Source organism: Leifsonia poae, assembly GCF_050632865.1.
Classification (GTDB): domain Bacteria; phylum Actinomycetota; class Actinomycetes; order Actinomycetales; family Microbacteriaceae; genus Leifsonia; species Leifsonia poae_B.
On the sequence record NZ_JBODSA010000003.1, the window covers coordinates 1 to 20,667 of the forward strand.

General features: G+C 70.6%; 23 protein-coding genes, 1 tRNA gene and 2 pseudogenes. 10 read left to right on the plus strand and 16 right to left on the minus strand.

Features of this window, described 5'->3' with window-relative positions:
• Positions 1-61 precede the first annotated feature (61 nt).
• The 8 genes and pseudogenes from ACRAWB_RS09915 to ACRAWB_RS09950 all read right to left on the minus strand — a co-directional run.
• Positions 62-447, minus strand: a pseudogene (locus ACRAWB_RS09915) (50S ribosomal protein L1); the annotation flags it as partial.
• A 72-nt stretch (positions 448-519) separates the two neighbouring features.
• A complete protein-coding gene (gene rplK / locus ACRAWB_RS09920; RefSeq protein WP_064110975.1) occupies positions 520-951 on the minus strand; it encodes a 50S ribosomal protein L11 in 432 nt (143 codons plus the stop codon).
• A 120-nt stretch (positions 952-1,071) separates the two neighbouring features.
• Positions 1,072-1,995 carry a transcription termination/antitermination protein NusG gene (nusG, locus tag ACRAWB_RS09925; RefSeq protein ID WP_064110974.1) on the minus strand — a complete coding sequence of 308 codons (924 nt, stop codon included), beginning with the start codon at positions 1,993-1,995 and terminating at the stop codon, positions 1,072-1,074.
• A 54-nt stretch (positions 1,996-2,049) separates the two neighbouring features.
• On the minus strand, positions 2,050-2,322 hold the full coding sequence (gene secE, locus ACRAWB_RS09930) for a preprotein translocase subunit SecE (protein ID WP_018189749.1): 273 nt from the start codon (positions 2,320-2,322) through the stop codon (positions 2,050-2,052).
• Positions 2,323-2,364: 42 nt separating this feature from the next.
• Positions 2,365-2,437: transfer RNA gene (locus tag ACRAWB_RS09935), tRNA-Trp, on the minus strand.
• 126 nt (positions 2,438-2,563) lie between these two features.
• On the minus strand, positions 2,564-3,235 hold the full coding sequence (locus ACRAWB_RS09940; protein WP_431353176.1) for a LuxR C-terminal-related transcriptional regulator: 672 nt from the start codon (positions 3,233-3,235) through the stop codon (positions 2,564-2,566).
• Complete coding sequence (locus ACRAWB_RS09945; protein WP_431353177.1) at positions 3,232-4,056, minus strand: sensor histidine kinase; 825 nt, start codon at positions 4,054-4,056, stop codon at positions 3,232-3,234. Before ACRAWB_RS09945 ends, ACRAWB_RS09940 begins: the two co-directional genes overlap by 4 nt.
• On the minus strand, positions 4,029-4,436 hold the full coding sequence (locus tag ACRAWB_RS09950; RefSeq protein WP_431353178.1) for a PspC domain-containing protein: 408 nt from the start codon (positions 4,434-4,436) through the stop codon (positions 4,029-4,031). The genes ACRAWB_RS09945 and ACRAWB_RS09950 overlap by 28 nt, the downstream gene beginning before the upstream one ends.
• A 114-nt stretch (positions 4,437-4,550) precedes the next feature.
• Here ACRAWB_RS09950 and ACRAWB_RS09955 point away from each other — a divergent pair, with 114 nt between their 5' ends.
• From ACRAWB_RS09955 to ACRAWB_RS09965, 3 genes are all read left to right on the plus strand, one after another.
• Positions 4,551-5,789, plus strand: coding sequence for a PspC domain-containing protein (locus tag ACRAWB_RS09955; RefSeq protein ID WP_431353179.1), 1,239 nt, complete (start codon positions 4,551-4,553; stop codon positions 5,787-5,789).
• A gap of 26 nt (positions 5,790-5,815) precedes the next feature.
• Positions 5,816-6,124 (plus strand): hypothetical protein, encoded by a 309-nt coding sequence (locus ACRAWB_RS09960; protein WP_431353180.1) that lies wholly within the window; start codon positions 5,816-5,818, stop codon positions 6,122-6,124.
• A 93-nt stretch (positions 6,125-6,217) separates the two neighbouring features.
• Positions 6,218-8,308 carry a RecQ family ATP-dependent DNA helicase gene (locus ACRAWB_RS09965; protein ID WP_431353181.1) on the plus strand — a complete coding sequence of 697 codons (2,091 nt, stop codon included), beginning with the start codon at positions 6,218-6,220 and terminating at the stop codon, positions 8,306-8,308.
• Positions 8,309-8,458: 150 nt separating this feature from the next.
• Here ACRAWB_RS09965 and ACRAWB_RS09970 read toward each other — a convergent pair whose 3' ends face one another.
• The 5 genes from ACRAWB_RS09970 to ACRAWB_RS09990 all read right to left on the minus strand — a co-directional run bounded on the left by ACRAWB_RS09970 (position 8,459) and on the right by ACRAWB_RS09990 (position 12,870).
• Positions 8,459-9,349, minus strand: coding sequence for a hypothetical protein (locus tag ACRAWB_RS09970; RefSeq protein WP_431353182.1), 891 nt, complete (start codon positions 9,347-9,349; stop codon positions 8,459-8,461).
• 122 nt (positions 9,350-9,471) lie between these two features.
• Positions 9,472-10,611: a UDP-N-acetylmuramate dehydrogenase gene (locus ACRAWB_RS09975; RefSeq protein ID WP_431353183.1), complete on the minus strand. Its 1,140-nt coding sequence runs from the start codon at positions 10,609-10,611 to the stop codon at positions 9,472-9,474.
• Positions 10,608-11,060 carry a MaoC family dehydratase gene (locus tag ACRAWB_RS09980; protein ID WP_431353184.1) on the minus strand — a complete coding sequence of 151 codons (453 nt, stop codon included), beginning with the start codon at positions 11,058-11,060 and terminating at the stop codon, positions 10,608-10,610. Before ACRAWB_RS09980 ends, ACRAWB_RS09975 begins: the two co-directional genes overlap by 4 nt.
• Complete coding sequence (locus ACRAWB_RS09985) at positions 11,060-11,506, minus strand: FAS1-like dehydratase domain-containing protein (RefSeq protein ID WP_431353185.1); 447 nt, start codon at positions 11,504-11,506, stop codon at positions 11,060-11,062. Before ACRAWB_RS09985 ends, ACRAWB_RS09980 begins: the two co-directional genes overlap by 1 nt.
• A 332-nt stretch (positions 11,507-11,838) precedes the next feature.
• Positions 11,839-12,870 (minus strand): LCP family protein, encoded by a 1,032-nt coding sequence (locus ACRAWB_RS09990; RefSeq protein WP_431353186.1) that lies wholly within the window; start codon positions 12,868-12,870, stop codon positions 11,839-11,841.
• Positions 12,871-13,074: 204 nt separating this feature from the next.
• On the opposite strand from ACRAWB_RS09990, the gene ACRAWB_RS09995 reads away from it, so the two are divergent.
• The 3 genes and pseudogenes from ACRAWB_RS09995 to ACRAWB_RS10005 all read left to right on the plus strand — a co-directional run bounded on the left by ACRAWB_RS09995 (position 13,075) and on the right by ACRAWB_RS10005 (position 15,969).
• On the plus strand, positions 13,075-13,926 hold the full coding sequence (locus ACRAWB_RS09995) for a fumarylacetoacetate hydrolase family protein (RefSeq protein ID WP_431353187.1): 852 nt from the start codon (positions 13,075-13,077) through the stop codon (positions 13,924-13,926).
• Positions 13,927-13,954: 28 nt separating this feature from the next.
• Positions 13,955-14,700: pseudogene (locus tag ACRAWB_RS10000) on the plus strand (SDR family NAD(P)-dependent oxidoreductase).
• A gap of 9 nt (positions 14,701-14,709) precedes the next feature.
• On the plus strand, positions 14,710-15,969 hold the full coding sequence (locus ACRAWB_RS10005) for an alpha-hydroxy acid oxidase (RefSeq protein WP_431353188.1): 1,260 nt from the start codon (positions 14,710-14,712) through the stop codon (positions 15,967-15,969).
• 413 nt (positions 15,970-16,382) lie between these two features.
• Here the strand turns inward: ACRAWB_RS10005 and ACRAWB_RS10010 are convergent, their stop codons facing one another.
• Together ACRAWB_RS10010 and ACRAWB_RS10015 are read right to left on the minus strand one after the other, a co-directional pair.
• Complete coding sequence (locus tag ACRAWB_RS10010) at positions 16,383-16,643, minus strand: amidohydrolase family protein (RefSeq protein ID WP_431353189.1); 261 nt, start codon at positions 16,641-16,643, stop codon at positions 16,383-16,385.
• Complete coding sequence (locus tag ACRAWB_RS10015; protein WP_431353190.1) at positions 16,640-17,221, minus strand: amidohydrolase family protein; 582 nt, start codon at positions 17,219-17,221, stop codon at positions 16,640-16,642. Before ACRAWB_RS10015 ends, ACRAWB_RS10010 begins: the two co-directional genes overlap by 4 nt.
• A 113-nt stretch (positions 17,222-17,334) precedes the next feature.
• Between ACRAWB_RS10015 and ACRAWB_RS10020 the strand changes: the two genes are divergently transcribed.
• Genes ACRAWB_RS10020 through ACRAWB_RS10035 form a run of 4 tightly spaced genes read left to right on the plus strand, consistent with a single transcriptional unit; the run spans position 17,335 to position 20,180 of the window.
• Positions 17,335-17,850, plus strand: a complete 516-nt coding sequence (locus ACRAWB_RS10020; protein WP_431353191.1) for a hypothetical protein — start codon at positions 17,335-17,337, stop codon at positions 17,848-17,850.
• On the plus strand, positions 17,847-18,443 hold the full coding sequence (locus ACRAWB_RS10025; RefSeq protein ID WP_431354496.1) for a mandelate racemase/muconate lactonizing enzyme family protein: 597 nt from the start codon (positions 17,847-17,849) through the stop codon (positions 18,441-18,443). Before ACRAWB_RS10020 ends, ACRAWB_RS10025 begins: the two co-directional genes overlap by 4 nt.
• The gene (locus ACRAWB_RS10030; protein WP_431353192.1) at positions 18,443-19,423 is read left to right on the plus strand and encodes an aldo/keto reductase; all 981 of its coding nucleotides are present in this window, start codon (positions 18,443-18,445) and stop codon (positions 19,421-19,423) included. The genes ACRAWB_RS10025 and ACRAWB_RS10030 overlap by 1 nt, the downstream gene beginning before the upstream one ends.
• Positions 19,424-19,481: 58 nt before the next feature.
• The gene (locus ACRAWB_RS10035) at positions 19,482-20,180 is read left to right on the plus strand and encodes a GntR family transcriptional regulator (RefSeq protein WP_431353193.1); all 699 of its coding nucleotides are present in this window, start codon (positions 19,482-19,484) and stop codon (positions 20,178-20,180) included.
• Positions 20,181-20,190: 10 nt separating this feature from the next.
• On the opposite strand, the gene ACRAWB_RS10040 is transcribed toward ACRAWB_RS10035, so the two are convergent.
• Entirely contained in the window at positions 20,191-20,646 is a 456-nt protein-coding gene (locus ACRAWB_RS10040) for a hypothetical protein (protein ID WP_431353194.1), read from the minus strand.
• Positions 20,647-20,667: the final 21 nt, after the last annotated feature.

Sequence of the window (20,667 nt, forward strand, 5' to 3'; positions counted from 1 at the left end):
ATCATACTTCGTTCAGTTGTGTGCTAAGGTTAAGGAGCGACTGCTCGTGTGACAGCACCTCCTTGCCGAGACGGCCGACCTGGCCCATGAGCTCCGGGGTGGAGACGGCCGAGTCGAAGTCGGTGTAACCGCCGGCGACCTTCTCGATCAGGTCGGCGCCGCCGACCTCGTCCGCACCCGCCGCGATGGCCGCCTCGGCCGCGGGGCCAGTGGCGAACACGATGACGCGGGCGGTCTTGCCAGTACCGTGAGGAAGAATGACGGTACCGCGGACCATCTGGTCCGCCTTGCGGGGTCGACGCCGAGCTTCAGCGCGACCTCGACGGTCGAGTTGAACTTCGCGGAGCCGGTCTCCTTCGCGAGGGCGACGGCCTCGCTGGGGGTGTAGAACTTTCCGGCCTCGATCTTCTCGGCCGCGGCCCGGTAGGCCTTGGACTTCTGTGCCATGTGATTTCTCCTAACGAGAATGTGGTGCGAGCCTGGCCGGCTCTTCCACGAGATGTCTTGAGGGGGTCGGGCTTACGCCTCGACCGTGATGCCCATCGAACGGGCGGTGCCGGCGATGATCTTCGACGCCGCGTCGATGTCGTTGGCGTTGAGGTCGACCATCTTCTGCTCGGCGATCTGGCGCACCTGCTCCTGGGTCAGCTTGCCGACCTTGGTGGTGTGCGGGACGCCGGAGCCCTTGGCGACGCCGGCCGCCTTCTTGATCAGCTCGGCCGCGGGCGGGGTCTTCAGGACGAACGTGAACGAGCGGTCCTCGTACACGGTGATCTCGACCGGGATGACGTTGCCGCGCTGCGACTCGGTGGCCGCGTTGTACGCCTTGCAGAACTCCATGATGTTCACGCCGTGCTGACCCAGGGCCGGGCCGATCGGCGGGGCCGGGTTGGCGGCGCCGGCGTTGATCTGAAGCTTGATCAGACCGGTGACCTTCTTCTTCGGTGCCATGTCTCTTCCTTCTTTGTGTATTCGAGCGCCTTCAGGCCGCAGCCCTGCACGCTCTCCCGGTTTCTCAGCCCTTCCGAGACCCGGTGTTCTCTAAAACAGTGGGGAGGCTCTGGATGTTCCCTAGAGCTTGGTGACCTGGTCGAAGCTGAGCTCGACCGGCGTCTCGCGCTCGAAGAGCGACACGAGCACGGTGAGCTTGCCGCTCTCCGGCTTGATCTCGCTGATCGAGCCCGGCAGGCCCGCGAACGAGCCCTCCTTGATCGTGATGGTCTCGCCGATCTCGAAGTCGACCTCGGCGGGGATGACGCGCGCGGCGGCCTTCTGGCCCTTCGCGGCGCCCTTGGCCGGGGCGGCCTCGACCTGCACCAGGCTCTTCAGCATCGAGAAGGCCTCCTCGAAGCGCAGCGGCGTCGGGTTGTGGGCGTTGCCCACGAAGCCGGTCACACCCGGGGTGTGACGGACGACCGACCAGCTGTCCTCGTTGAGGTCCATGCGCACGAGCACGTAGCCCGGGATGCGCACGCGGTTGACCATCTTGCGCTGGCCGTTCTTGATCTCGACCACGTCCTCCATGGGGACCTGCACCTCGAAGATGTAGTCTTCCATGTTCATCGAGACCATGCGGTTCTCGATGTTGGACTTCACGCGGCGCTCGAAGCCCGCGTACGAGTGGATGACGTACCACTTGCCGATCTTGGAGCGCAGCTCGGTGCGGAAGGCCTCGTAGGGGTCGGCGACGGCCTCCTCCTCCTCGTCCTCGACGGCGAGCTGGGCGGCCGCAGCCTCCTCCTCGTCGTCGACTTCAAGGGCCTCGTCGACGGCGCGGTCGGCCTCGGGGTCGACGGCCTCCGCCATCGCGTCCAGCACGGCGTCGAGGTCGATCTCGGTGCCGTCGTCGGCGACGACGTGCAGCGCCTCGTGCTCGGCGGCGTCGGACGCCTCGTCCTCGCTCGCGAGGACGTTGCCGGTCTGCGCCTCGTCGTCTTCGGAGGACTGCTCCGCAGCAGGGGCCCAGTCCACGTCGTCGCGATTCGTCTCAGACACTGAATTCATTCCATTTCTTGTCGGGGGGAGCGGATGCGCTCCGTTCGACGTCGTCTACTTCGGGTTTCCGAAGACCCAGACGACACCCATGCCGAACACCCAGTCAAGGAGTGACACGAGGGCCATCATGATCACCACGAACACCAGCACCACGCCGGTGTAGCTGAAGAGCTCCTTGCGGGTCGGGGTGACGACCTTCTTGAGCTCTCCGATGACCTGCCGGATGAACAGGGCGATCCGGGCGAAGGGGTTGCGCCGCGCAGCGCGATCCTTCTTCGCGTTGGCGACGATCTCCTCGCTCGGCTCGTCGATTACCTTTCGGGCCACCTCGTTACACCTTTCGTGGATCGGCACCAGAGTGCCGACTTGCAGGGCGGACAGGAATCGAACCTGCAACCTGCGGTTTTGGAGACCGCTGCTCTGCCAATTGAGCTACCGCCCTAAGAAGCGAATCGCCGAACCTCACGTCGCACTCATTCGTCACAAAAAAGGGCGCAGAAAAGCTTGGCAGATTCAACCACCGCGTCAAGTGTACGTGACGCCGATGCCCGCCCGCAAAGCGGTCGGCCTAAAGGAGCTTCCGCTCCAGCGCCCAGGCCGTCAGCTCGTGCCGCGACGAGAGCTGGAGCTTGCGGAGCACCGCCGAGACGTGGCTCTCGACCGTCTTGATCGAGATGAACAACTCGGCGGCGACCTCTTTGTAAGCGTACCCGCGTGCGATGAGCCGCATCACCTCCCGCTCGCGGGCGGACAGCCGGTCGAGCTCGTCCGTCGACTCGGCCTGCTCGCCCGCGGCGGCCCCGAATGCGTCGAGGACGAATCCGGCCAGTTTCGGCGAGAAGACCGCGTCCCCTCCTGCGACGGCGAGCACCGCGTCGCTCACCTGGCGGCCCGAGCTGCCCTTCGTGAGGTAGCCGCGGGCGCCGGCGCGGATGACGCCCACGACGTCCTCGGCGGCGTCGGACACGCTCAAGGCCAGGAAGCGGACGGACGGCGCCTCCTGCGCCACCCGGCGGATGACCTCGGCTCCCCCGCCGCCCGCCCCTCCGGGCAGGTGTACATCCAGCAGCACCACGACGGGACGGGTCTCGAGGATGGTGGCGACCGCCGCATCCACATCGGCCGCCTCGCCGACCACCTCCAGCCGCTCGTCGAGGTCGGCGCGCAGCCCGGAGCGGAAGATGGAGTGGTCGTCGACGACCACCACGGTCACGGGGTTCGGGATGTCGGTCTCGCTCATACGGTCTCGCTCGGGATGTCGATGCTCAGGTGGATCTCGGTGCCGGTCTCGCGCGCGGTCACGGTGGCGTGCCCGCCCGCGCGCCGCATCCGGCCGATGATCGATTCTCGGACACCGAGGCGTCCCTCGGGAAGGGCGCCGACGTCGAATCCCGGCCCGCGGTCGCGGATGAACACGTCGGCGCGGTCGGCGGTGTGCTCGATGTAGACCGAGACGTCACCGCCCGCATGGCGCGCCGCATTGAGCATCGCCTCGCGCGCCGCCGCTCCCAGCTCGGACGGCGCCCGTCGTACCGGCTCACCCACCGAGACGACGTCGAAGTGCACGGCGTGGTCGACCTCGAGGGCCGCTGCGACGTCCCGTAGCTCTCCCGCCAGATCGCGCTCCTCCGCATCGGCCGCCGCGGCGTCGGCGTACAGCCAGTCGCGCAGCTCGCGCTCCTGCGCCCTCGCGATGCGCCCGACCTCGCTGGAGGCGCCCGCCCGATTCTGGATGAGGGCCAGCGTCTGCAGCACCGAGTCGTGCAGGTGGGCGGCCATCTCCGCCCGCTGCTCCTCCTTGATGCGCGCCGTCCGCTCCGCGATGAGCTCCCGCCACAGGCGCAGCCCCCACGGCGCGACGAGCACGGCCACGCCGGCGAGCGTGGTGATCAGGATGCCGAGCCACAGGATGCCCGGACCGCCCGCATCCTGGGTCAGCGCCAGCGCGAGGGCCACGACGACCAGGAACGCGCCGCACGCGATACGGAAGACCGTCGGGGTCAGCGGCGCGAACGTGGCGGGCTCCTCGTCGGTCAGCTGCTCCCAGGCCACCGCGACCACCAGCAGCGCCGCCGATGCGACGAGCGCGCCGAATCCCGGGCCGAGCGCTCCCCGCCGGCGAGCACGACGGCGGCGATCCCCGAGACGGCGCCGGCCCCGGCCAGGACCCACGGGACGTTGACGCGGCGGCGCACGCCTTCTGCCGGGTCGTCGCCCGACGGCGCGCGGAGTGGCGTCAGCGCCCAGAACCAGAGGTACAGGAGCACGCCTCCGCCGCCGAGGAACGTCAGCCCGACGAACGCCCAGCGCACGGCCGTCACCGGCCAGCCCAGGTGGTCCGCCAGAGCGACCGACACGCCGCCGATCACGCAGGAGCGCGGACGCTCCAGCGCCGGACGCCGGAGGGGCGCCTGGGGGCCGGCGGATGCGCTGGTGGACATGCCGGTATCCAAGCAGACCCTCCCGCGCCCCGCACGGCGAACGGGCAGGGATCAGGGTGCGGTCAGGGCTTCCCCGGATACCGGCACGGCGAGCGCGTCGCCAGGATGAGGAGCATGTCACAGAACGATCAGACCCGGCCGGTGGGGACGCCCGGCAACCCGTACGGCGGCCCGCAGTCCGGATTCGCCGGCCGCGGCACCCGCTTCTTCGACTGGATGCGCGGGCTCGGCGTGGTGCGCGCCGATGGCTGGCTGGGCGGCGTGTGCGCCGGGATCGCCTACCGTCTGGGCATCGACCCGCTCATCGTGCGTGGGATCGTCGTCGTCGCGGGCATCCTCGGCGCTCCGGTGCTGCTGCTGTACGCGGCGGCGTGGGCGCTCCTGCCGGACCGCGACGGCCGAATCCACCTGCAGAGCCTGTTCGAAGGCGACTTCGAGCCGCCGATCGTGGCCATCGGCGTCATGGTGCTGCTGTCGCTGCTGCCGTGGACGAGCGGGCTGTGGTGGACGCACGGCGCGTTCTGGGATGTCTCGGCCTGGGGTGACGTGGTCGGGCGGGTCGTGTGGACGCTCGTGGTCGTCGGTGCGGTCGTCGCTCTGATCGTCGTGGGCGTGCGGCGCGCGGATGAACGGGCTGCGGGGACGGCGAGGGCGGCGTACTCGTCGCCCGCTCCGGCCTCTACGCCTTCTCCGGTGGATGGGGCCGCCGCAACCGCATCCACGGCGCCGGACGCGACGGCCTCGACGACCGCACCCACCGTCCCGATGCCGTCGACCGTTGCGGAGGCGGATACCGTGCAGCTGGACATCGCCGCCGAGCCGACACCGCCTCCTGCGCCGCAGCAGGGCGCGACGACCGAGGAAGTCGCCGACTGGCAGCAGCGCCAGGCGCAGTGGCGCGCCGACCACGCCGCCTGGAAGGCGCGCCTGGCCGCCGACATGCGTGCGGTGAAGGCCCAGCGCTCGGCCGAGCTCCGGTCGCAGGTCGCGGTCGCGACGGCCGAGGCCGCCGCGCGCCGCGAGGCGTACCGTGCGGCGAACCCGCGCGTCGGGGCGGCGATCGGCTGGCTGACGGTCGGGCTCGCGCTCGTCGCCGGATCGCTGGTGGCGATCGTCTGGCCGCAGCTCACCGATGTCGCCCGGTACACCACCGCGGCCGGGCTCGCGGCGGCGACGGTGGTCGTCGGCCTGGTCGTGCTCATCGCGGGGCTGGCCCGGCGGCGGAGCGGGTTCCTCATCTTCCTCGGGATCCTGCTCGCCGTGCTGACCGGCGCCGCGCTGTTCCTCGCGGGGGACGGCGTCGCCGGCCTGCGCCTCACCACCGAGGGCCTTCCCGTCCTCCTCCAGCAGTGAACGCCCATCCAGAAGGAGTCACGGACATGACCGAGCCGAACACCACCGCACCTGTTCCCACGCCTCCCACCGCGGTCGCGCCGGCCGCGCCGGCCGTCTCGGCCCCCATCCGCTGGGGCGGGGTGGTCTGGGGCGTCCTGCTCACGGCCTTCGGGGTCGCGACGCTGTACATCGTGTCGTCCGCCGAGCGCGCCGACCGGGTCGGCGTCTGGCTGGGGTCGCTCACGCCCGGGTCGGCGTGGGCGCTGGCGGCCGCCCTTCTGGGCCTCGTCATCGTCGTGTCGGCGCTGCTGGGCGGCATCCGCGCGGCGCAGCGACGGCGGGTGCGGCCCTAGTCCGAATCCGTCCACAACCCCGGCCGGGAATCCGTTCTCCACAGATTCCGGCCGTTCGGTGTCGGCGTCGGGCGTCCCTGCGACGATGGCTTCATGACCACAGCGACCGATGCCCTCGTCCGTCTCCGCGCCCTCGTCGGGCGTCCGGAGGCCGAATTCCACGACGGGCAGTACGAGGCGATCTCCGCGCTCGTCGACGATCATCGGCGCACGCTGGTCGTGCAACGCACGGGCTGGGGCAAGTCGGCGGTCTACTTCGTCGCCACGATGCTGCTGCGGGCGCGCGGGGCCGGGCCGACCATCCTCGTCTCGCCGCTCCTCGCCCTCATGCGCGACCAGGTCGCGGCGGCCGAGCGTGCCGGCGTCCGCGCGGTCACCATCAACTCGGCCAACCGGCACGAGTGGGACGACGTCGCCGCCCGCCTGCGCGACGACACGGTGGATGTGCTGCTCGTGTCCCCGGAACGGCTGAACAACCCGGAGTTCCGCGACACCCAGCTGCCGGCGCTCGTGGAACGCTGCGGCCTGCTGGTCGTCGACGAGGCGCACTGCATCTCCGACTGGGGCCATGACTTCCGGCCCGACTACCGGCGACTGCGCGACCTCATCGCCCTCCTCCGCGACGGCGTCCCGGTCCTCGCGACCACGGCGACAGCCAACGAACGCGTCGTCGCCGACGTGGTCGAGCAGCTGGGCACCGGGCGCGAGTCCGAGGTGCTGACCATCCGCGGGCCGCTCGCTCGGCGCTCTCTGCGCCTCGGCGTCCTCCCGCTCCCCGATGCGACCGAGCGGCTGGCGTGGTTGGCCGGGCACCTCACTGACCTACCCGGAAGCGGCATCGTCTACACGCTCACCGTCTCGGCGGCGGAGGACACCGCGCGGGTGCTCCGCCGCGCAGGCCACGAGGCGCACGCCTACACCGGGCAGACGGACACCGCCGAGCGGGAAGAGCTTGAGGGCCGGCTCAAGCGCAACGAGGTGAAGGCGCTGGTCGCGACCAGCGCGCTCGGCATGGGGTTCGACAAGCCCGACTTGGGCTTCGTCGTCCACCTCGGGGCGCCGTCCTCACCGGTCGCGTACTACCAGCAGGTCGGGCGCGCGGGGCGCGCGACCGACAACGCCGATGTGCTCCTGCTGCCCGGACCGGAGGACCGCGCCATCTGGCAGTACTTCGCCACGGCGTCCATGCCGTCGCGCGAGAAGGCGGCCGCCGTGCTCGACGCGCTCGGCGCCCAGCCGCAGTCCACGCGGGTGCTCGAGAGCCGCGTCGACCTGCGCGCGTCCACGCTGGAGCTGCTGCTGAAGGTGCTCGACGTGGACGGCGCGGTGCGACGGGTGAGCGGCGGTTGGGTCGCCACCGGTGCGCCGTGGGAGTACGACGAGGCGCGCTACGAGCGCATCGCCGCTGCGCGTGAGGCCGAGCAGCGGTCGATGCTCGAATACGAGGCCACCTCGGCCTGCCGCATGGAGTTCCTGCAGCGCGCGCTCGACGACCCCGCGGCCGGTCCTTGTGGCCGGTGCGACAATTGCGCCGGCGTGTGGTTCCCCGCCGACGTGGACGCGTCCGCCGCCGGTCAGGTGGGCTCACTGCTCGACAAGGTGGGCGTCGAGATCGAACCCCGCAAGCTCTGGCCGACGGGCGCGGACCGCCTGGGCGTGCCGGTCAAGGGCAAGCTCCGCCCCGAGCAGCAACTGCAGCCCGGGCGCGCGCTCGCCCGCCTCACCGACCTGGGCTGGGGCGGCCGTCTCCGCGACCTCCTCGCGGACGACGCCCCCGATCAGCCCGTCCCGCAGTCCCTCCTCGACGCCTGCGTCCGCGTCCTGGCCGACTGGGACTGGGACGCGCGCCCCGCCGCGATCGCGGCGATGCCGCCACGCCGCCGGCCGCAGTTCGTCGAGTCCCTTGCCCGCGGGCTCGCTACGCTGGGCCGCCTCCCGTTCGCTGGAACGCTCACGTGGCGAGGAGGCCCGCCGTCCGGCGCCCCCGGCGGCAACAGCGCCTTCCGCCTGGCCGCGGTCTGGGACCACTTCTCCGCCGACGACCTGCAGCTGCCGCCCGGCGCCCCCGTCCTCCTCGTGGACGACCTGGTCGACAGCCGCTGGACGATCACTGTCGCCGGCCAGGAGCTCCTGCGCGCCGGCGCCTCCGCGGTGCTCCCCTTCGCGGCGGCGCTGCGGAGCTGAGGGGGTTGGGCGCGGGCGCTGACTCGCCTTTGCTCCATCGCTCAACAGCCGAGGCGCACAGTCGAGACACGTGGGACGCGCTCGGCCCGGCCGGGACACCCCTCCGCTGCCACCCGGTTCACAGCGGAGGTGGGACGCCGCACCCGAAGGTCAGATGAAGTTGCCGCCTCCGAAGTCGCCGCCTCCGAAGTCGCCTCCACCGAAGCCGCCCCAGTCTCCGCCGCCGGAATCGCCGCCCCAACCGCTTCCGCCGTCGCCGCCCCAGCCGCCGGCGTCGCCACCGCCGCCGTCCCAGCCTGCAGCCTCGGTCGAGCCGCCGTCGCCGTAGCCCCCGTCGCCCGCACCGCCGTCGCCGGAGCCGCCGTCACCACCGGAGCCGTCGCCGCCCTGGTCGTCGTTGTTGTCGCCGGCGTTCTGGTTGTCGCCGCCCTGGTCGCCGTTCTGGCCGTCACCGCCCTGATCGGCCTGGTTGTCGAACGGGGACGGCAGGAAGGCGCTCACGAGCGCCGAGCCGATGACGTAGCCGGCCACGCTTCCGAGGAGCGAGCTCGCGAACATGCCGCCGAAGCCCATCCCGCCGCCGTAGCCGCCGCCATATCCGCCGTTGCGGGGCCCGCCGCCGAGGGCGCGCTCGAGCGTCCCGGGCTGGCGCAGCTCGGAGCGCGTCGCGGACTGGGCCAGCGAGCGCGGGTCCTCACCGCGCGGCTGCTCGCCGGCGGGCGCATTCTCGCTGAGCTGCTGGAAGACCATGCGCCTCTGGTCGGGCGTCAGCTTGGCGAACGCCTCCTCGTGCACCTGCTCGATCGTCTCGGGCGGGGCCGTGCGCAGGAGGTAGCGGTAGCGCTCGACCGCGATCTCGTCCTCGCTCCGCGCCTGTCCGGCCGGCGCGCCGCCCGCTGCCTGCGAAGCGCCGGCGGGACCACCCTGCGGCTGACCGCCGCCCTGCGCCTGACCACCCGGGCCCGGGTACCCGGCGTACTGCTGCTGCGAGCCCTCCGGGCGCGGTTCCTCGCGTCCGAGCAGGCGGTCCAGGAATCCCATGACTTCCCCTTCGATCCGGTCCGGCGCGAGCGCGCCGCGGTGGACTCAGCCTAGGGAGCCCGCCGTGAGAATACTCTCAGAGTTCGTCGGGCGTCAGCCCTGTGGGCGCCTCGAAATCGCCGTCAGAGCGACAGGCCCACAAGCACCGGTTCCGGCTGCAGAACCACGCCGAATTCCGCCTGCACCCGCGCCTGGATGAAGTCGGCCAGTTGCACCACATCCGCCGCCGTTCCGCCGCCGCGGTTCACGATCGCGAGCGTGTGCTTCGACGAGATTCCGGCGCCCGATCCGGGCAGGGCGAAACCGCGGCGGATGCCCGCGTGCTCGATCAGCCACGCGGCGCTGAGCTTGACCGTGTATTCGCCGCCGGCGAGCGGCGGAACGTCGAGCGGGTGCAGGCCGCCCGGCGGCAGGGCGATCACCGCGTCCGGTTCCGCCGGCTCCTGCGGCCAGCGCGGGGCGTCCGCCGGCAGCGACCGGGCGAAGCTCTCCGACACGATCGGGTTGGTGAAGAAGGAGCCCGAGCTGACCGAGTCCGGGTCCGCCGGGTCGAGGACCATGCCCTTCGACGACCTCAGGCCGAGCACGGCGCGGCGCAGCTCTGCCACAGGAACGCGCGACCCGAGAGGCACGCCGAGGGCGTCCGCCAGCTGCGCGTACGCCACTGGCGCACTCAGGGGCGCGCCGACGGCTCCGGGCACGCTGTTGTCCGCGAGTTCCAGATCCACGGACAGCACGACACCGCGCCGTCCCCTCTTCAGCACTGACGTGCGGTAGCCGAGGCCGAGTTCCGCGCGCGTCAGGTAGACCGCCTCACCCGACTCGTCGTCCAGGAACTCGACACCCACCAGCGACGACTCGATCTCCTGCCCGTACGCGCCGATGTTCTGCACCGGCGCAGCACCGGTCGAACCGGGGATGCCCGACAGCGCCTCGATGCCCGACCAGCCGTTGCTGACGGTCAGCGCGACGAGCTCGTCCCACGGCTCCCCCGCCTGAACGCGGATGCGGACGCGTCCCTCGGGCGCAGGCAGTCGGTCGACGCCGCGGGTCCGGATATGGATAACCGTGCCCTCGAAGCCGTCGTCGCTCGCGACGGTGTTGGAGCCGCCGCCGAGCAGGAGCCAGTCCTCACCCGAGGCGCGGGCGTCGAGGACCGCCTCGACCAGCGCGTCGCGGTCGTCTGCGGCGACGTACTCGTCCGGCACGCCCCCGACGCGGATGGTCGTCAGGTCGGCGAGAGCGGGGATGGCGTCGGTCATGCGAAGCGGACGCGGACCTGCGCCTTGCCGAGCACGGTCTCCCCACCGAACGCCGTCGTCAGGTCGATGCGGGCGATCCGGGCGTCGGCATCCAGCTGGCCCACCTTAGCGATGACCGTGACGGTCGCGCCCTCGGACGGATCGACGACCACCGGACGCGTGAAGCGCACCTGGTAGTCGACGACGAGTGCCGGGTCGCCGACCCACTCGACGACCGGCTGCACAGCGAGGCCCATGGTGAGCATCCCGTGCGCGATCACGCCGGGGAGGCCGACCGAGGTCGCGATGTCGTCGCGGTAGTGGATCGGGTTGAAGTCGCCGGATGCGCCCGCGTAACGGACGAGCGAGTCTCGGGTCACCTCGAACGTGCGCTCGGCGACGACGTCGCCGACGGTCAGCGCGTCGAAGTCGGGGGTCTCGGGGGCGCCAGAGGCCTCGAAGTACGCCATCACTCGTCTCCTCGCACGACAAGGGTGGAGATCGCGGTCACGACGTGCGCGCCGTCCGCATCCACGATCGTGGACTCGGCGGTCACCATCGAGTGCGCGCCGAGCGACTTGACCGACGTCACGCGCAGGGTGGCCGTCAGCTCGTCGCCGGCGAACACCGGTCGGCTGAACGAGAACCGCTGGTCGCCGTGGACGACGCGGCTGAAGTCGATGCCGGCGTCCGGCTCCGCGAGCAGCTGCGCGAGCGTCGACTCCTGCACCACGACCGGGAAGGTCGGCGGAGCGACGAGGTCGCGATGGCCGGCGGCGCGCGCGGCGTCGAGGTCGTAGCTGACCGGGTCGGTCGCGAAGACGGCCCGCGCGAACTCGCGCACCTTCTCGCGTCCGACCAGGTACGGCCGGGTCGGCGGGAACTCCCGCCCCTGCAGCTCTGGATTCACTGGCACCCGACGATTCTACCGACCGGCCGAAACACCCGGCCCGGAACAACAGAAGACCCCGGAGGCCAGTGGCCTCCGGGGTCTTCGTGCTCGGTGCTAGCGCCTTACTGGCAGCTGTCGCACTGCAGCAGGTCCATGGGGTCGACGGGAACCGAGTAGCCGCCAACGCTGTCGTTTTCGTAGTCCATGATGGCCTCCCCTGAGAAGTCGGTGTTCCGCGGTTCCCGCGGTGTTCACCCACTATATAACCCGAATGACACGATTGTCATTCCACTACATGTAGTGTTTTCGAGATTTTTTCTCCGTGTCCCCAAGACTAGGGTCAACCACCGACATCCCTACCCGGAGAACCCCGCCAACGCGTCGTTCGCCAGTGCCGTCCGCAGCCGCGCCATCGCCGCCGGGTCGACGTTCACGATCGACTGCCCGTCGGCTGACGTGCCGGTCCCGGCGGTCGGGATGGTGAAGGTGTGGATGCTCGACATGCCCGACACCTTCATGCTCGCGGCCAGCCCGATCATGGCCTGCAGGGTGAAGCCCTGGTCCACCTTGACGGACGAGCCCGCGGCGGAGGCGAACGAGGTGAGCTTTCCCGGATCGGTGAGCACCGACAGGCTCAGCAGCTTCGCGCCGAAGCCGCGCATCAGGGCCTGCTGGTCCGCCACGCGCTGGTAGTCTGCGGTCGCGAAGGCGTAGCGCTCCCGCGCGAACGCCAGGGCCTTGTCGCCGTCGAGGTGATTCATGCCCTTCACGAACGTGTAGTGCGGCGACTTGACCGTGGTGAAGGCGACCGGACTGTCCACGTCCACCCCTCCGAGGGCGTTCGTCATGGCCTTCAGTCCGCCGAAGTCGACGATGGCGACGTGGTCGATGCGGGCGCCGAGCAGCTGCTCGACCGTCTGGACCACGAGCGGGGTGCCGCCCCACGCGAGCGCGGCGTTGATCTTCGCCGACCCGTTGCCCGGGATGGGCACCCAGAGGTCGCGCATGATCGACATGATGTAGACGTTCCGCCGGTCGGCGTCGATGTGGACGAGCATCATCGTGTCCGCCCGCTGGTCGGTCACCCCTTCCGCGCCGATCCCCGTCGGTGCGCCGCGGGAGTCCGACCCGAGCAGCAGGATGTTAACTGCGCCGGTCTGCGACACCGCCGGCCGCGTCGCGTCCGCGGGGAAAGCCTTCTGCAGGTGCGACACGTGGGAGTCGAAGGTCGACGCCACCGAGCCGGCGTAGATCGCGCCGCCGCCCACGGCGGTGACGACGATCGCGGCGAGCGCGATGACGAAGACGGCCAGTGCGACGAACCACCGCGAATGGCGGCGTCGAGGCGCGTCCGGACGGTCCGTGTGATGAATGGCGAAGGAGACCACGATCCCCGCCCCTCTCGCGTCCGGTCGGGGACGCATCGACAAGCGACTGAATGAGTAATACTCATTTCCTTGGAGACTACGTCGGGTTCATGGCTTTGTCCTCCGTTTTGCGGACAATCTTGTACCCCACTTATGGGGACAGCTTGAATTCCTATAGGAAATAGCAATAGGCTCGAACGCGGTACGCGAGCGAAAGGACCCTCGATGCGATTCATGCGCTTCGGCGACGCCGGCGCCGAGATCCCCGCCGTCGGAGACGGCACCACGACCTGGGACCTCCGCCCCCTGACCGCCGACATCGACGGCGCGTTCCTCTCCTCCGACGGGCTCGCCCGCGCCGAGGCGGCCGCGGCCGCGGGCGAGTTGCCCGAACTGGACACTTCGGGCCTCCGCATCGGCGCCCCGATCGCGCGTCCGCAGGCGGTCATCTGCATCGGGATGAACTACGCCGCTCACGCCCGCGAGTCCGGCTCCGAGCCGCCCACCGACATCGTCGTCTTCTACAAGCACCCCAACACGGTCGTGGGACCGGAGGACGACATCCTGCTGCCGCCCGGGTCCACCACCACCGACTGGGAGGTCGAGCTCGCGGCCGTGATCGGCACCCGCGCCCGCTACCTGGACTCGCCCGAGCAGGCGCTGGAGCACATTGCCGGGTTCGCGGTCGCGAACGACGTCTCGGAGCGCGAGTACCAGCTGCAGCGCTCGCTCGGGCAGTGGAGCAAGGGCAAGAGCTTCGAGACCTTCAACCCGCTGGGCCCGTGGCTGGTCCCCGCCGCCGAGGTGGGCGACGGGTCGGGACTGGGCATCCGGTCCCGGGTCAACGGCGAGCCCCGGCAGGACTCGTCGACGAGCGACCTCATCTTCTCCGTCGCCGAGATCGTGTACCGGCTCAGCCGGTTCACCGTGCTCGAGCCGGGCGACCTGATCAACACCGGGACCCCGGAGGGCGTCGGTCTGTCCGGGCGCTTCCCCTACCTCGCGGCGGGCGACGTGGTCGAGGTCGAGATCGACGGCCTCGGCACGCAGCGCTCCACGGTCCGCCCCGCACTCTGACCACTCACGCAACGCAAGGGAGACAAGGATGTCGCACTTCGATGGGCTCGTGGCCGCCGTCACGGGCGGCGCATCGGGCCTCGGCAAGGCGATCGCGGACGAGCTCGCGGCGCAGGGGCGCGCGTGTTCGCCCTCGACCTCGCACCGGAGGCCGTAGCGGCGCCGCACACCGGCGTCCGCTGCGACATCGGCGACGACGCGAGCGTGCGGGACGCGATCGCATCGGTCGTGGAACAGGCCGGCCGCCTGGACATCGTGATCGCGAACGCGGGCATCGGCGCGCAGGGCGACATCGAGGCCAACGACGACGACGAGTGGATGCGCGTGCTCAACGTGAACGTCATCGGCTCCGCCCGCACCGTCCGGCACGCGATGCCGCACCTGCGCGAGTCGCCCGCGCCCGCGGTGGTGCTCACCAGCTCCATCGTCGCCTGGGCGGGGCTGCCGCAGCGGGTCCTGTACGCGGCATCCAAGGGCGCGATCTCGGCGATGACGCTCGCCATCGCCGCCGACTGCCTACCGCTCGGGATCCGCGTGAACGCCGTCGCGCCCGGAACCGCGGACACGCCGTGGGTGGGCCGGCTGCTGGACTCGGCGGCCGACCCCGCCGCGGAGCGCGCGGCCCTCGAGGCCCGGCAGCCGAGCGGACGTCTGGTGCGGCCGGAGGAGGTGGCCGAGGCGGTCGCCTATCTGGCATCGCCGACGTCCGGATCGAGCAACGGCGTCATCCTGCCGGTCGACGGCGGCATGTACTCGCTGCGGCCGCGGAGGTAAGACGTTCTCATGGTCGATCGTCACTTGCCGCGTCCGGCGGAGTTGCTGGAGTTGATGCAGTTCAAGAAGCCGGAGCTGAATCCGAAGAAGCGGCGGTTGGAGTCGGCGCTGACCATTGAGGATCTGGCGCGGATCGCTCGCCGTCGGACTCCGCGGGCCGCGTTCGATTACACGGAAGGTGCGGCGGAGGGGGAGCTGTCTCTGGCGCGGGCCCGGCAGGCGTTTCAGGATGTGGAGTTCCACCCGTCGATCCTGCGGGATGTGTCGACGGTGGATACGTCGTGTGAGATCTGGGGTGGGCCGTCGGCGTTGCCGTTCGGGATCGCACCGACCGGGTTCACGAGGTTGATGCAGACCGAAGGGGAGACCGCGGGGGCTGGTGCGGCGGGGGCTGCGGGGATTCCGTTCACCCTGTCCACGCTCGGGACGACGTCGATCGAGGGGGTGAAGGCGGCGAACCCGCACGGTCGGAACTGGTTCCAGCTGTATGTGATGCGGCAGAAGGAGATCTCGTACGGGCTGGTGGAGCGGGCGGCCGCAGCCGGGTTCGACACCCTGTTCTTCACCGTCGACACCCCGGTCGCCGGTGCCCGGTTGCGGGATAAGAGGAACGGGTTCTCCATCCCGCCGCAGTTGACGTTGGGGACGATCGTGAACGCGATCCCGCGGCCGTGGTGGTGGTACGACTTCCTCACTACACCGAAGCTGGAATTCGCGTCGCTGTCCGCGACCGGTGGGACCGTCGGGGATCTGCTGAACGCGGCGATGGACCCGTCGATCGACTACGACGACCTCGCCGAGATCCGCGCGTTGTGGCCGGGGAAGCTCGTAATCAAGGGCGTGCAGAACGTAGAGGACGCGAAGAAGCTCACCGACTTCGGTGTGGACGGGATCGTGCTGTCCAACCATGGCGGCCGGCAGTTGGACCGCGCGCCGATCCCGTTCCACCTCCTCCCCGAGGTGGCTCGCGAAGTCGGGCACCACACCGAGATCGCGATCGACACCGGCATCATGAACGGCGCCGACATCATCGCCGCCTACGCGTTGGGCGCGAAGTTCACCCTGATCGGGCGGGCTTACCTGTACGGCCTCATGGCCGGCGCCCGGGCAGGCGTGGACCGCACCATCCAAATCCTCACCGACCAACTCGTGCGCACCATGAAACTCCTGCAAGTCCGGTCGCTGACCGAACTCGGCCCCCACCACGTGACCCAACTCACGCGGCTGCAGCCCCTCGGCCGCACCACCCCCGAGCGCACCGACGCCTAACGATTCGTGACGAATGCACCGTATTCGTGACGAATAGCGACCATTCGTCACGAATCACGGCCCTCACGGCCCCGCCTCGGAGCGCCGCTCAGTGGAGGGCTTTTGCCCCATGTCCCGGTTTTCGCTGCAATGGACCGGAACATTCGTGACGAATGCACGGTATCGGTGACGAAGAGCGACCATTCGTCACGAATGCCGATCCTCTGCCAGCAGCATCGGCGCGCGCCTAGGTGCGCGAGACGTGCACCACATCGCCGCTCTTGGTGGCGATGGGCTCGACGATTCGTGACGAATGGCGCGCGGGGCGCAGCGTCGGAGATCGGGCGTCGAAACTCCGACGAAGGGCAGTCCGGCAGGCCTTTCGGGCGCCGGGCGGCCGAATGTCCGGCGGGAGCGGGTGCGGAGCGGGGACGTCAGGCGGGGAGGCGGTAGGCGCGCGCGGCGGCGCCGCCGAAGATGTCGTCGCGCTCGGCGGGCGTGAGGGCCGCGACGAGGTCGCGGGCGACCGCGATCGTCTCGGCGTACGGGGTGGCCAGCGTCGAGACGGGCCAGTCGCCGCCGTACAGCATCCGCGAGGGTCGAAAGCTGGCGAGCGCGTGGTCGACAAACGGACGCAGGTCCGCGACCGTCGCTCGGCCCGCCGGCCCGAGGGTGGTGAGGCCCGACAGCTTCACGAACACGTTCGGCCGACGGCCCAGCTCGTCGAGAAGCCGGCCCCACTCCCCGGGTCCGACCCCACCGGCGGCGTGCCGATATGGTCGACCACGAGACGGAGGTCCGGCTGCTCGTCAGCGAGCGCCAGCGCGTGCTCGCGGTGGCGCGGCAGCACGCCGATCACGTCGTAGGCGAGCCCGCGGGATGCGAGCACGGCGAGCGAGCGGTGCACGGCGTCCCGCGCCAGCCAATCGGGATCCGCCTCGTCGTGGATGAGGTGCCGGATGCCGACCAGCGGCCCCTCCGCCGCCAAGCGGTCCAGCGTATCGCCGACCGCGTCCGGCTCGAGGAGGTCGACCCAGCCGACCACGCCTGCAACCTGCGGCTGGGCCGCGGCGACGGCGAAGATGGCAGCGGTGTCCTCCGCGGTTCCGGCCGCCTGCACGAGAACGACGCTGTCGACGCCGGCCGCGGCCAGCTGCGGCTCGACTTCGGCGAACGCGAACGTCCGGTTGATCGGCGCGACCGCATCCGACAGCCAGGAGTACGTGCCATGCTCCAGGTCCCACAGGTGAAGGTGGGCGTCGATCGTGACCACGCTGATTCCCCTCGTCGTCGAATGGATGCGGGTGCGGCGTTGTCACGCGCGACCCGTATCCATATCCTATAGGCAATAGCATCACCATTCGCCCCGAACGAAGCAGGACGACCATGACCCTCACCTCACCCACCGACGGCACGATCGTCAGCGCCGAGGCGTGGATCAGCGACCTGGAGGTGGAGACGGTCCGCACGGACGCCGTGCAGTCGTTCCTCAAGCAGGAGACGATCTTCGTCCGCCTCCGCACCGCCGGCGGCGTCGAGGGGATCGGCTACAGCTACACGATCGGCACCGGCGGCGCCGCCGTGCTCAGCCTCCTGCGCGAGACGCTGCTCGACGTGCTGATCGGGCTGGACGCGAACCGCCCCGAGGACGTCTGGCGCACCCTGTTCTCCTCCACCCGGGCGACGACCGTCGGACTGATCACCTCTCTCGCCCTGGCCGCGGTCGACACCGCCGTGTGGGATGCGCGTTGCAAAGCCGCCGGACTGCCGCTGTGGGTGGCCGCGGGTGGCGCTCAGCCGGGCATCCCCTCTACGACACGGAGGGCGGCTGGCTGCACTTCGGGACGGACGAGCTCGTCGCGCAAGCGCTCGAGTCGCAGGCGCGCGGCCTGGGCGGGGTGAAGATCAAGGTCGGCAAGCCGCGGGCGCACGAGGACTACGAGCGGCTGCTCGCCGTGCGCGAGGCCGTCGGCGACCGGATGGACATCATGGTCGACGCGAACCAGTCCATGACCGCCGCGGAGGCCATCCGGCGCGCGGCGCTGTTCGAGAAGCTGGACATCTTCTGGTTCGAGGAGCCGCTGCCGGCGGAGGACGTCGCGGGGCACCGTCGGCTGGCCTCATCCACGACGGTGCCGGTCGCGGTCGGCGAGTCGATCTACTCGGTGGGACACTTCCGGGAGTACCTGCAGACGGGCGCCGCGTCCATCGTCCAGGTGGATGTGGCCCGCGTCGGCGGCATCACGCCCTGGCTCAAGGTGGCGCACCTCGCGGAGGCGTTCAACGTGTCCATCGCCCCGCACTTCCTGATGGAGCTGCACGTGTCGCTCTGCTGCGCGGTGCCCAATGCGCTCTACCTGGAGCACATCCCGCAGCTGCGCGCGGTGACCCGGTCGGAGATGACGATCCGCGACGGCCGGGGTCTCGCGGCTTCCGCGCCGGGCCTCGGGATCGAGTGGGACCTGGACGCCGTCGACGACCTCCGGGTGGCCTGATGGAGCAGACCACGCGACCCTTCGGACGCGGCGGCCTGACCGTCGGTCCGATCGGCTACGGCTCCGCGGCGCTGGGCAACCTGTTCGCCGCGCGCCCGGATGACGTCTGGCCGCGGATCGTCCCCGCGGCCTGGCAGGCGGGCATACGGTACTTCGACACCGCGCCGCACTACGGGCTGGGCCTCGCGGAGGAACGGCTGGGCGCGGGACTGCGCGACCTGCCCCGCGACGAGTACGTCCTCTCCACCAAGGTCGGCCGCGTCCTCGAGCCGAACCCGGAGTACCGGCCCGGCGAGACCGATATCGCGAACCTGTTCGACGTCCCCACGACCCGGCGGCGGCGGCGAGACTACTCGCGCGACGGCGTCCTCCGCTCCGTCGAGGACTCACTCGAGCGCCTGGGCGTCGACCGCATCGACGTGCTGTTCGTCCACGATCCCGACGAATTCGAGCGGGAGGCCCTGGAGGGCGCGTTCCCGGCGCTCGACGAGCTGCGGTCGCAGGGTGTCATCCGCTCCTACGGCGCGGGGATGAATCAGACCGGGATGCTGACCCGCTTCGTCCGCGAGACCGACCTCGACATCGTGATGTGCGCCAACCGCTACACGCTGCTCGACCCGTCGGCCGAGCGCGACCTGCTGCCGGCGGCGCAGGAGCGCGGTGTGTCCGTCGCGGTGGCTGCCGTGTTCAACTCGGGCATCCTCGCCACCGAGCGCCCGCGCGCCGACGCGACGTTCGAATACGGTGCGGCCTCGCCCGAACTCATCGCGCGGGTCGACCGCATCGCGGAGGTGGCGGAGCGTCACGGCGTCACCGTCCCGCAGCTCGCGGTCCAGTTCCCGCTCCGGCACCCGGCCGTCTGCACCGTCGTGCTCGGAGCGGACACGCCCGAGCAGATCGAGCGGAACGCCGGTCTGGCGACGCCGGCTGTGCCGGAGGCTGTGTGGGATGAGCTCGCTGCGGAGGGGCTGCTCGGGTGACCGCGATCCTGCATCCTCTATCCTCTTGGGTCGGCGTCCCCCGACCTAGGATGTGCACATGACGATCCCCTCCGGCGAGCACTTCCTGCCGGCCCGCCGCGCACTCGCTGACGACGTGTACGACGCCGTGCTCGGCCTGCTCATGGACCAGGTGATCGAGCCGGGCAGCCGCGCCAGCATCGACGGCATCGCGCGCCAGCTCAACGTCTCCCCGACGCCGGTGCGCGAAGCGCTCGCGCGGCTGGAGTCCGAGGGACTGGTCGTCAAGAAGGCGCTCAAGGGGTACACGGCCGCTCCACTGCTCGACAGCGAAGGCCTGCGCCAGCTCTTCGAGATGCGGCGACTGCTCGAGCCCTACGCGACCCGCAACGCCGCGGGCGAGTTGGATGCGGAGACCCTGCAGCAGCTGGAGGACCTGTGCGAGGCCATGCACCGCAGCGGACAGGCGGCGCAGACCGGCGAGGACCGCTTCAAGGACTACAAGGACTTCGCGAACCAGGACGCCGAGTTCCACCGCCTCATCGCCGAGCACTCGGGGAACGCGCTGCTCGCCGACGCGATCGGGCGCCTGCGCTCGCACATGCACCAGTACCGCATCTACTTCAAGCACGGTGTGGTGGATGAGACGGCCGGCGAGCACGAGGCCGTGCTGAAGGCGTTGCGCAGCGGCGATCCGGCCTCCGCCGAGAAGGCGATGCTCGACCACATCGCCAAGTCGTACGCGCGCATCTCGGCGAGCCTGGACGGGGCCGAGTAGGCGGGCGGATTCAGGTCGGTTCCGGCCGATCAACGGCGAAGAACACAGGGGCGACTCCGAGGATCGCACCCCAGGCCGCACCTCCGAATCCGACCGCGAGGAGGGGCAGCCCGGCGTAGTGGCCGATGAAGGCGACGGCGAAGAGGGCGAGCACGCTCCACGGGGCCAGCCGCTGGGTCCAATAGCCGAGATCGTGGCGGCCGGCTCGGATGCGTGCGTCGGTCTCCTCACCGCGCCCGCGCATCGCCGCAGTGAGCGCCGCCAGCGAGAGCACGGCCGCCAGTCCCGCCCAGGACCAGTGCATTCCGAGCGGGTCGGAGATCCCGGATGCCGCGACGACGAGGAACACGGTGAGCACGGCGGATGGGAAGAGCAGGTTGAGGAATCCGTACGGGCCGAATGTCGCTGATTCCCTACGGCGGCCGGACCCCAGCGTCGCGCCCGCAACCTCTCTGTTCTGCAGCATGAGCCGACCCTAGCGGCAGCA

What these genes read in the sequence shown, in the direction of transcription:
- ACRAWB_RS09965 (WP_431353181.1), top strand. Translation starts at nt 6,218, where the DNA reads ATGACCACAGCGACCGATGCCCTCGTCCGTCTCCGCGCCCTCGTCGGG.
- ACRAWB_RS09955 (WP_431353179.1), top strand. Translation starts at nt 4,551, where the DNA reads ATGTCACAGAACGATCAGACCCGGCCGGTGGGGACGCCCGGCAACCCG.
- ACRAWB_RS09995 (WP_431353187.1), top strand. Translation starts at nt 13,075, where the DNA reads ATGCGATTCATGCGCTTCGGCGACGCCGGCGCCGAGATCCCCGCCGTC.
- ACRAWB_RS10005 (WP_431353188.1), top strand. Translation starts at nt 14,710, where the DNA reads ATGGTCGATCGTCACTTGCCGCGTCCGGCGGAGTTGCTGGAGTTGATG.
- ACRAWB_RS09975 (WP_431353183.1), bottom strand. Translation starts at nt 10,611, where the DNA reads ATGACCGACGCCATCCCCGCTCTCGCCGACCTGACGACCATCCGCGTC.
- ACRAWB_RS10030 (WP_431353192.1), top strand. Translation starts at nt 18,443, where the DNA reads ATGGAGCAGACCACGCGACCCTTCGGACGCGGCGGCCTGACCGTCGGT.
- ACRAWB_RS10040 (WP_431353194.1), bottom strand. Translation starts at nt 20,646, where the DNA reads ATGCTGCAGAACAGAGAGGTTGCGGGCGCGACGCTGGGGTCCGGCCGC.
- ACRAWB_RS09960 (WP_431353180.1), top strand. Translation starts at nt 5,816, where the DNA reads ATGACCGAGCCGAACACCACCGCACCTGTTCCCACGCCTCCCACCGCG.
- rplK (WP_064110975.1), bottom strand. Translation starts at nt 951, where the DNA reads ATGGCACCGAAGAAGAAGGTCACCGGTCTGATCAAGCTTCAGATCAAC.
- ACRAWB_RS09950 (WP_431353178.1), bottom strand. Translation starts at nt 4,436, where the DNA reads ATGTCCACCAGCGCATCCGCCGGCCCCCAGGCGCCCCTCCGGCGTCCG.
- ACRAWB_RS09970 (WP_431353182.1), bottom strand. Translation starts at nt 9,349, where the DNA reads ATGGGATTCCTGGACCGCCTGCTCGGACGCGAGGAACCGCGCCCGGAG.
- ACRAWB_RS10020 (WP_431353191.1), top strand. Translation starts at nt 17,335, where the DNA reads ATGACCCTCACCTCACCCACCGACGGCACGATCGTCAGCGCCGAGGCG.
- ACRAWB_RS09980 (WP_431353184.1), bottom strand. Translation starts at nt 11,060, where the DNA reads ATGGCGTACTTCGAGGCCTCTGGCGCCCCCGAGACCCCCGACTTCGAC.
- ACRAWB_RS09940 (WP_431353176.1), bottom strand. Translation starts at nt 3,235, where the DNA reads ATGAGCGAGACCGACATCCCGAACCCCGTGACCGTGGTGGTCGTCGAC.
- ACRAWB_RS10035 (WP_431353193.1), top strand. Translation starts at nt 19,482, where the DNA reads ATGACGATCCCCTCCGGCGAGCACTTCCTGCCGGCCCGCCGCGCACTC.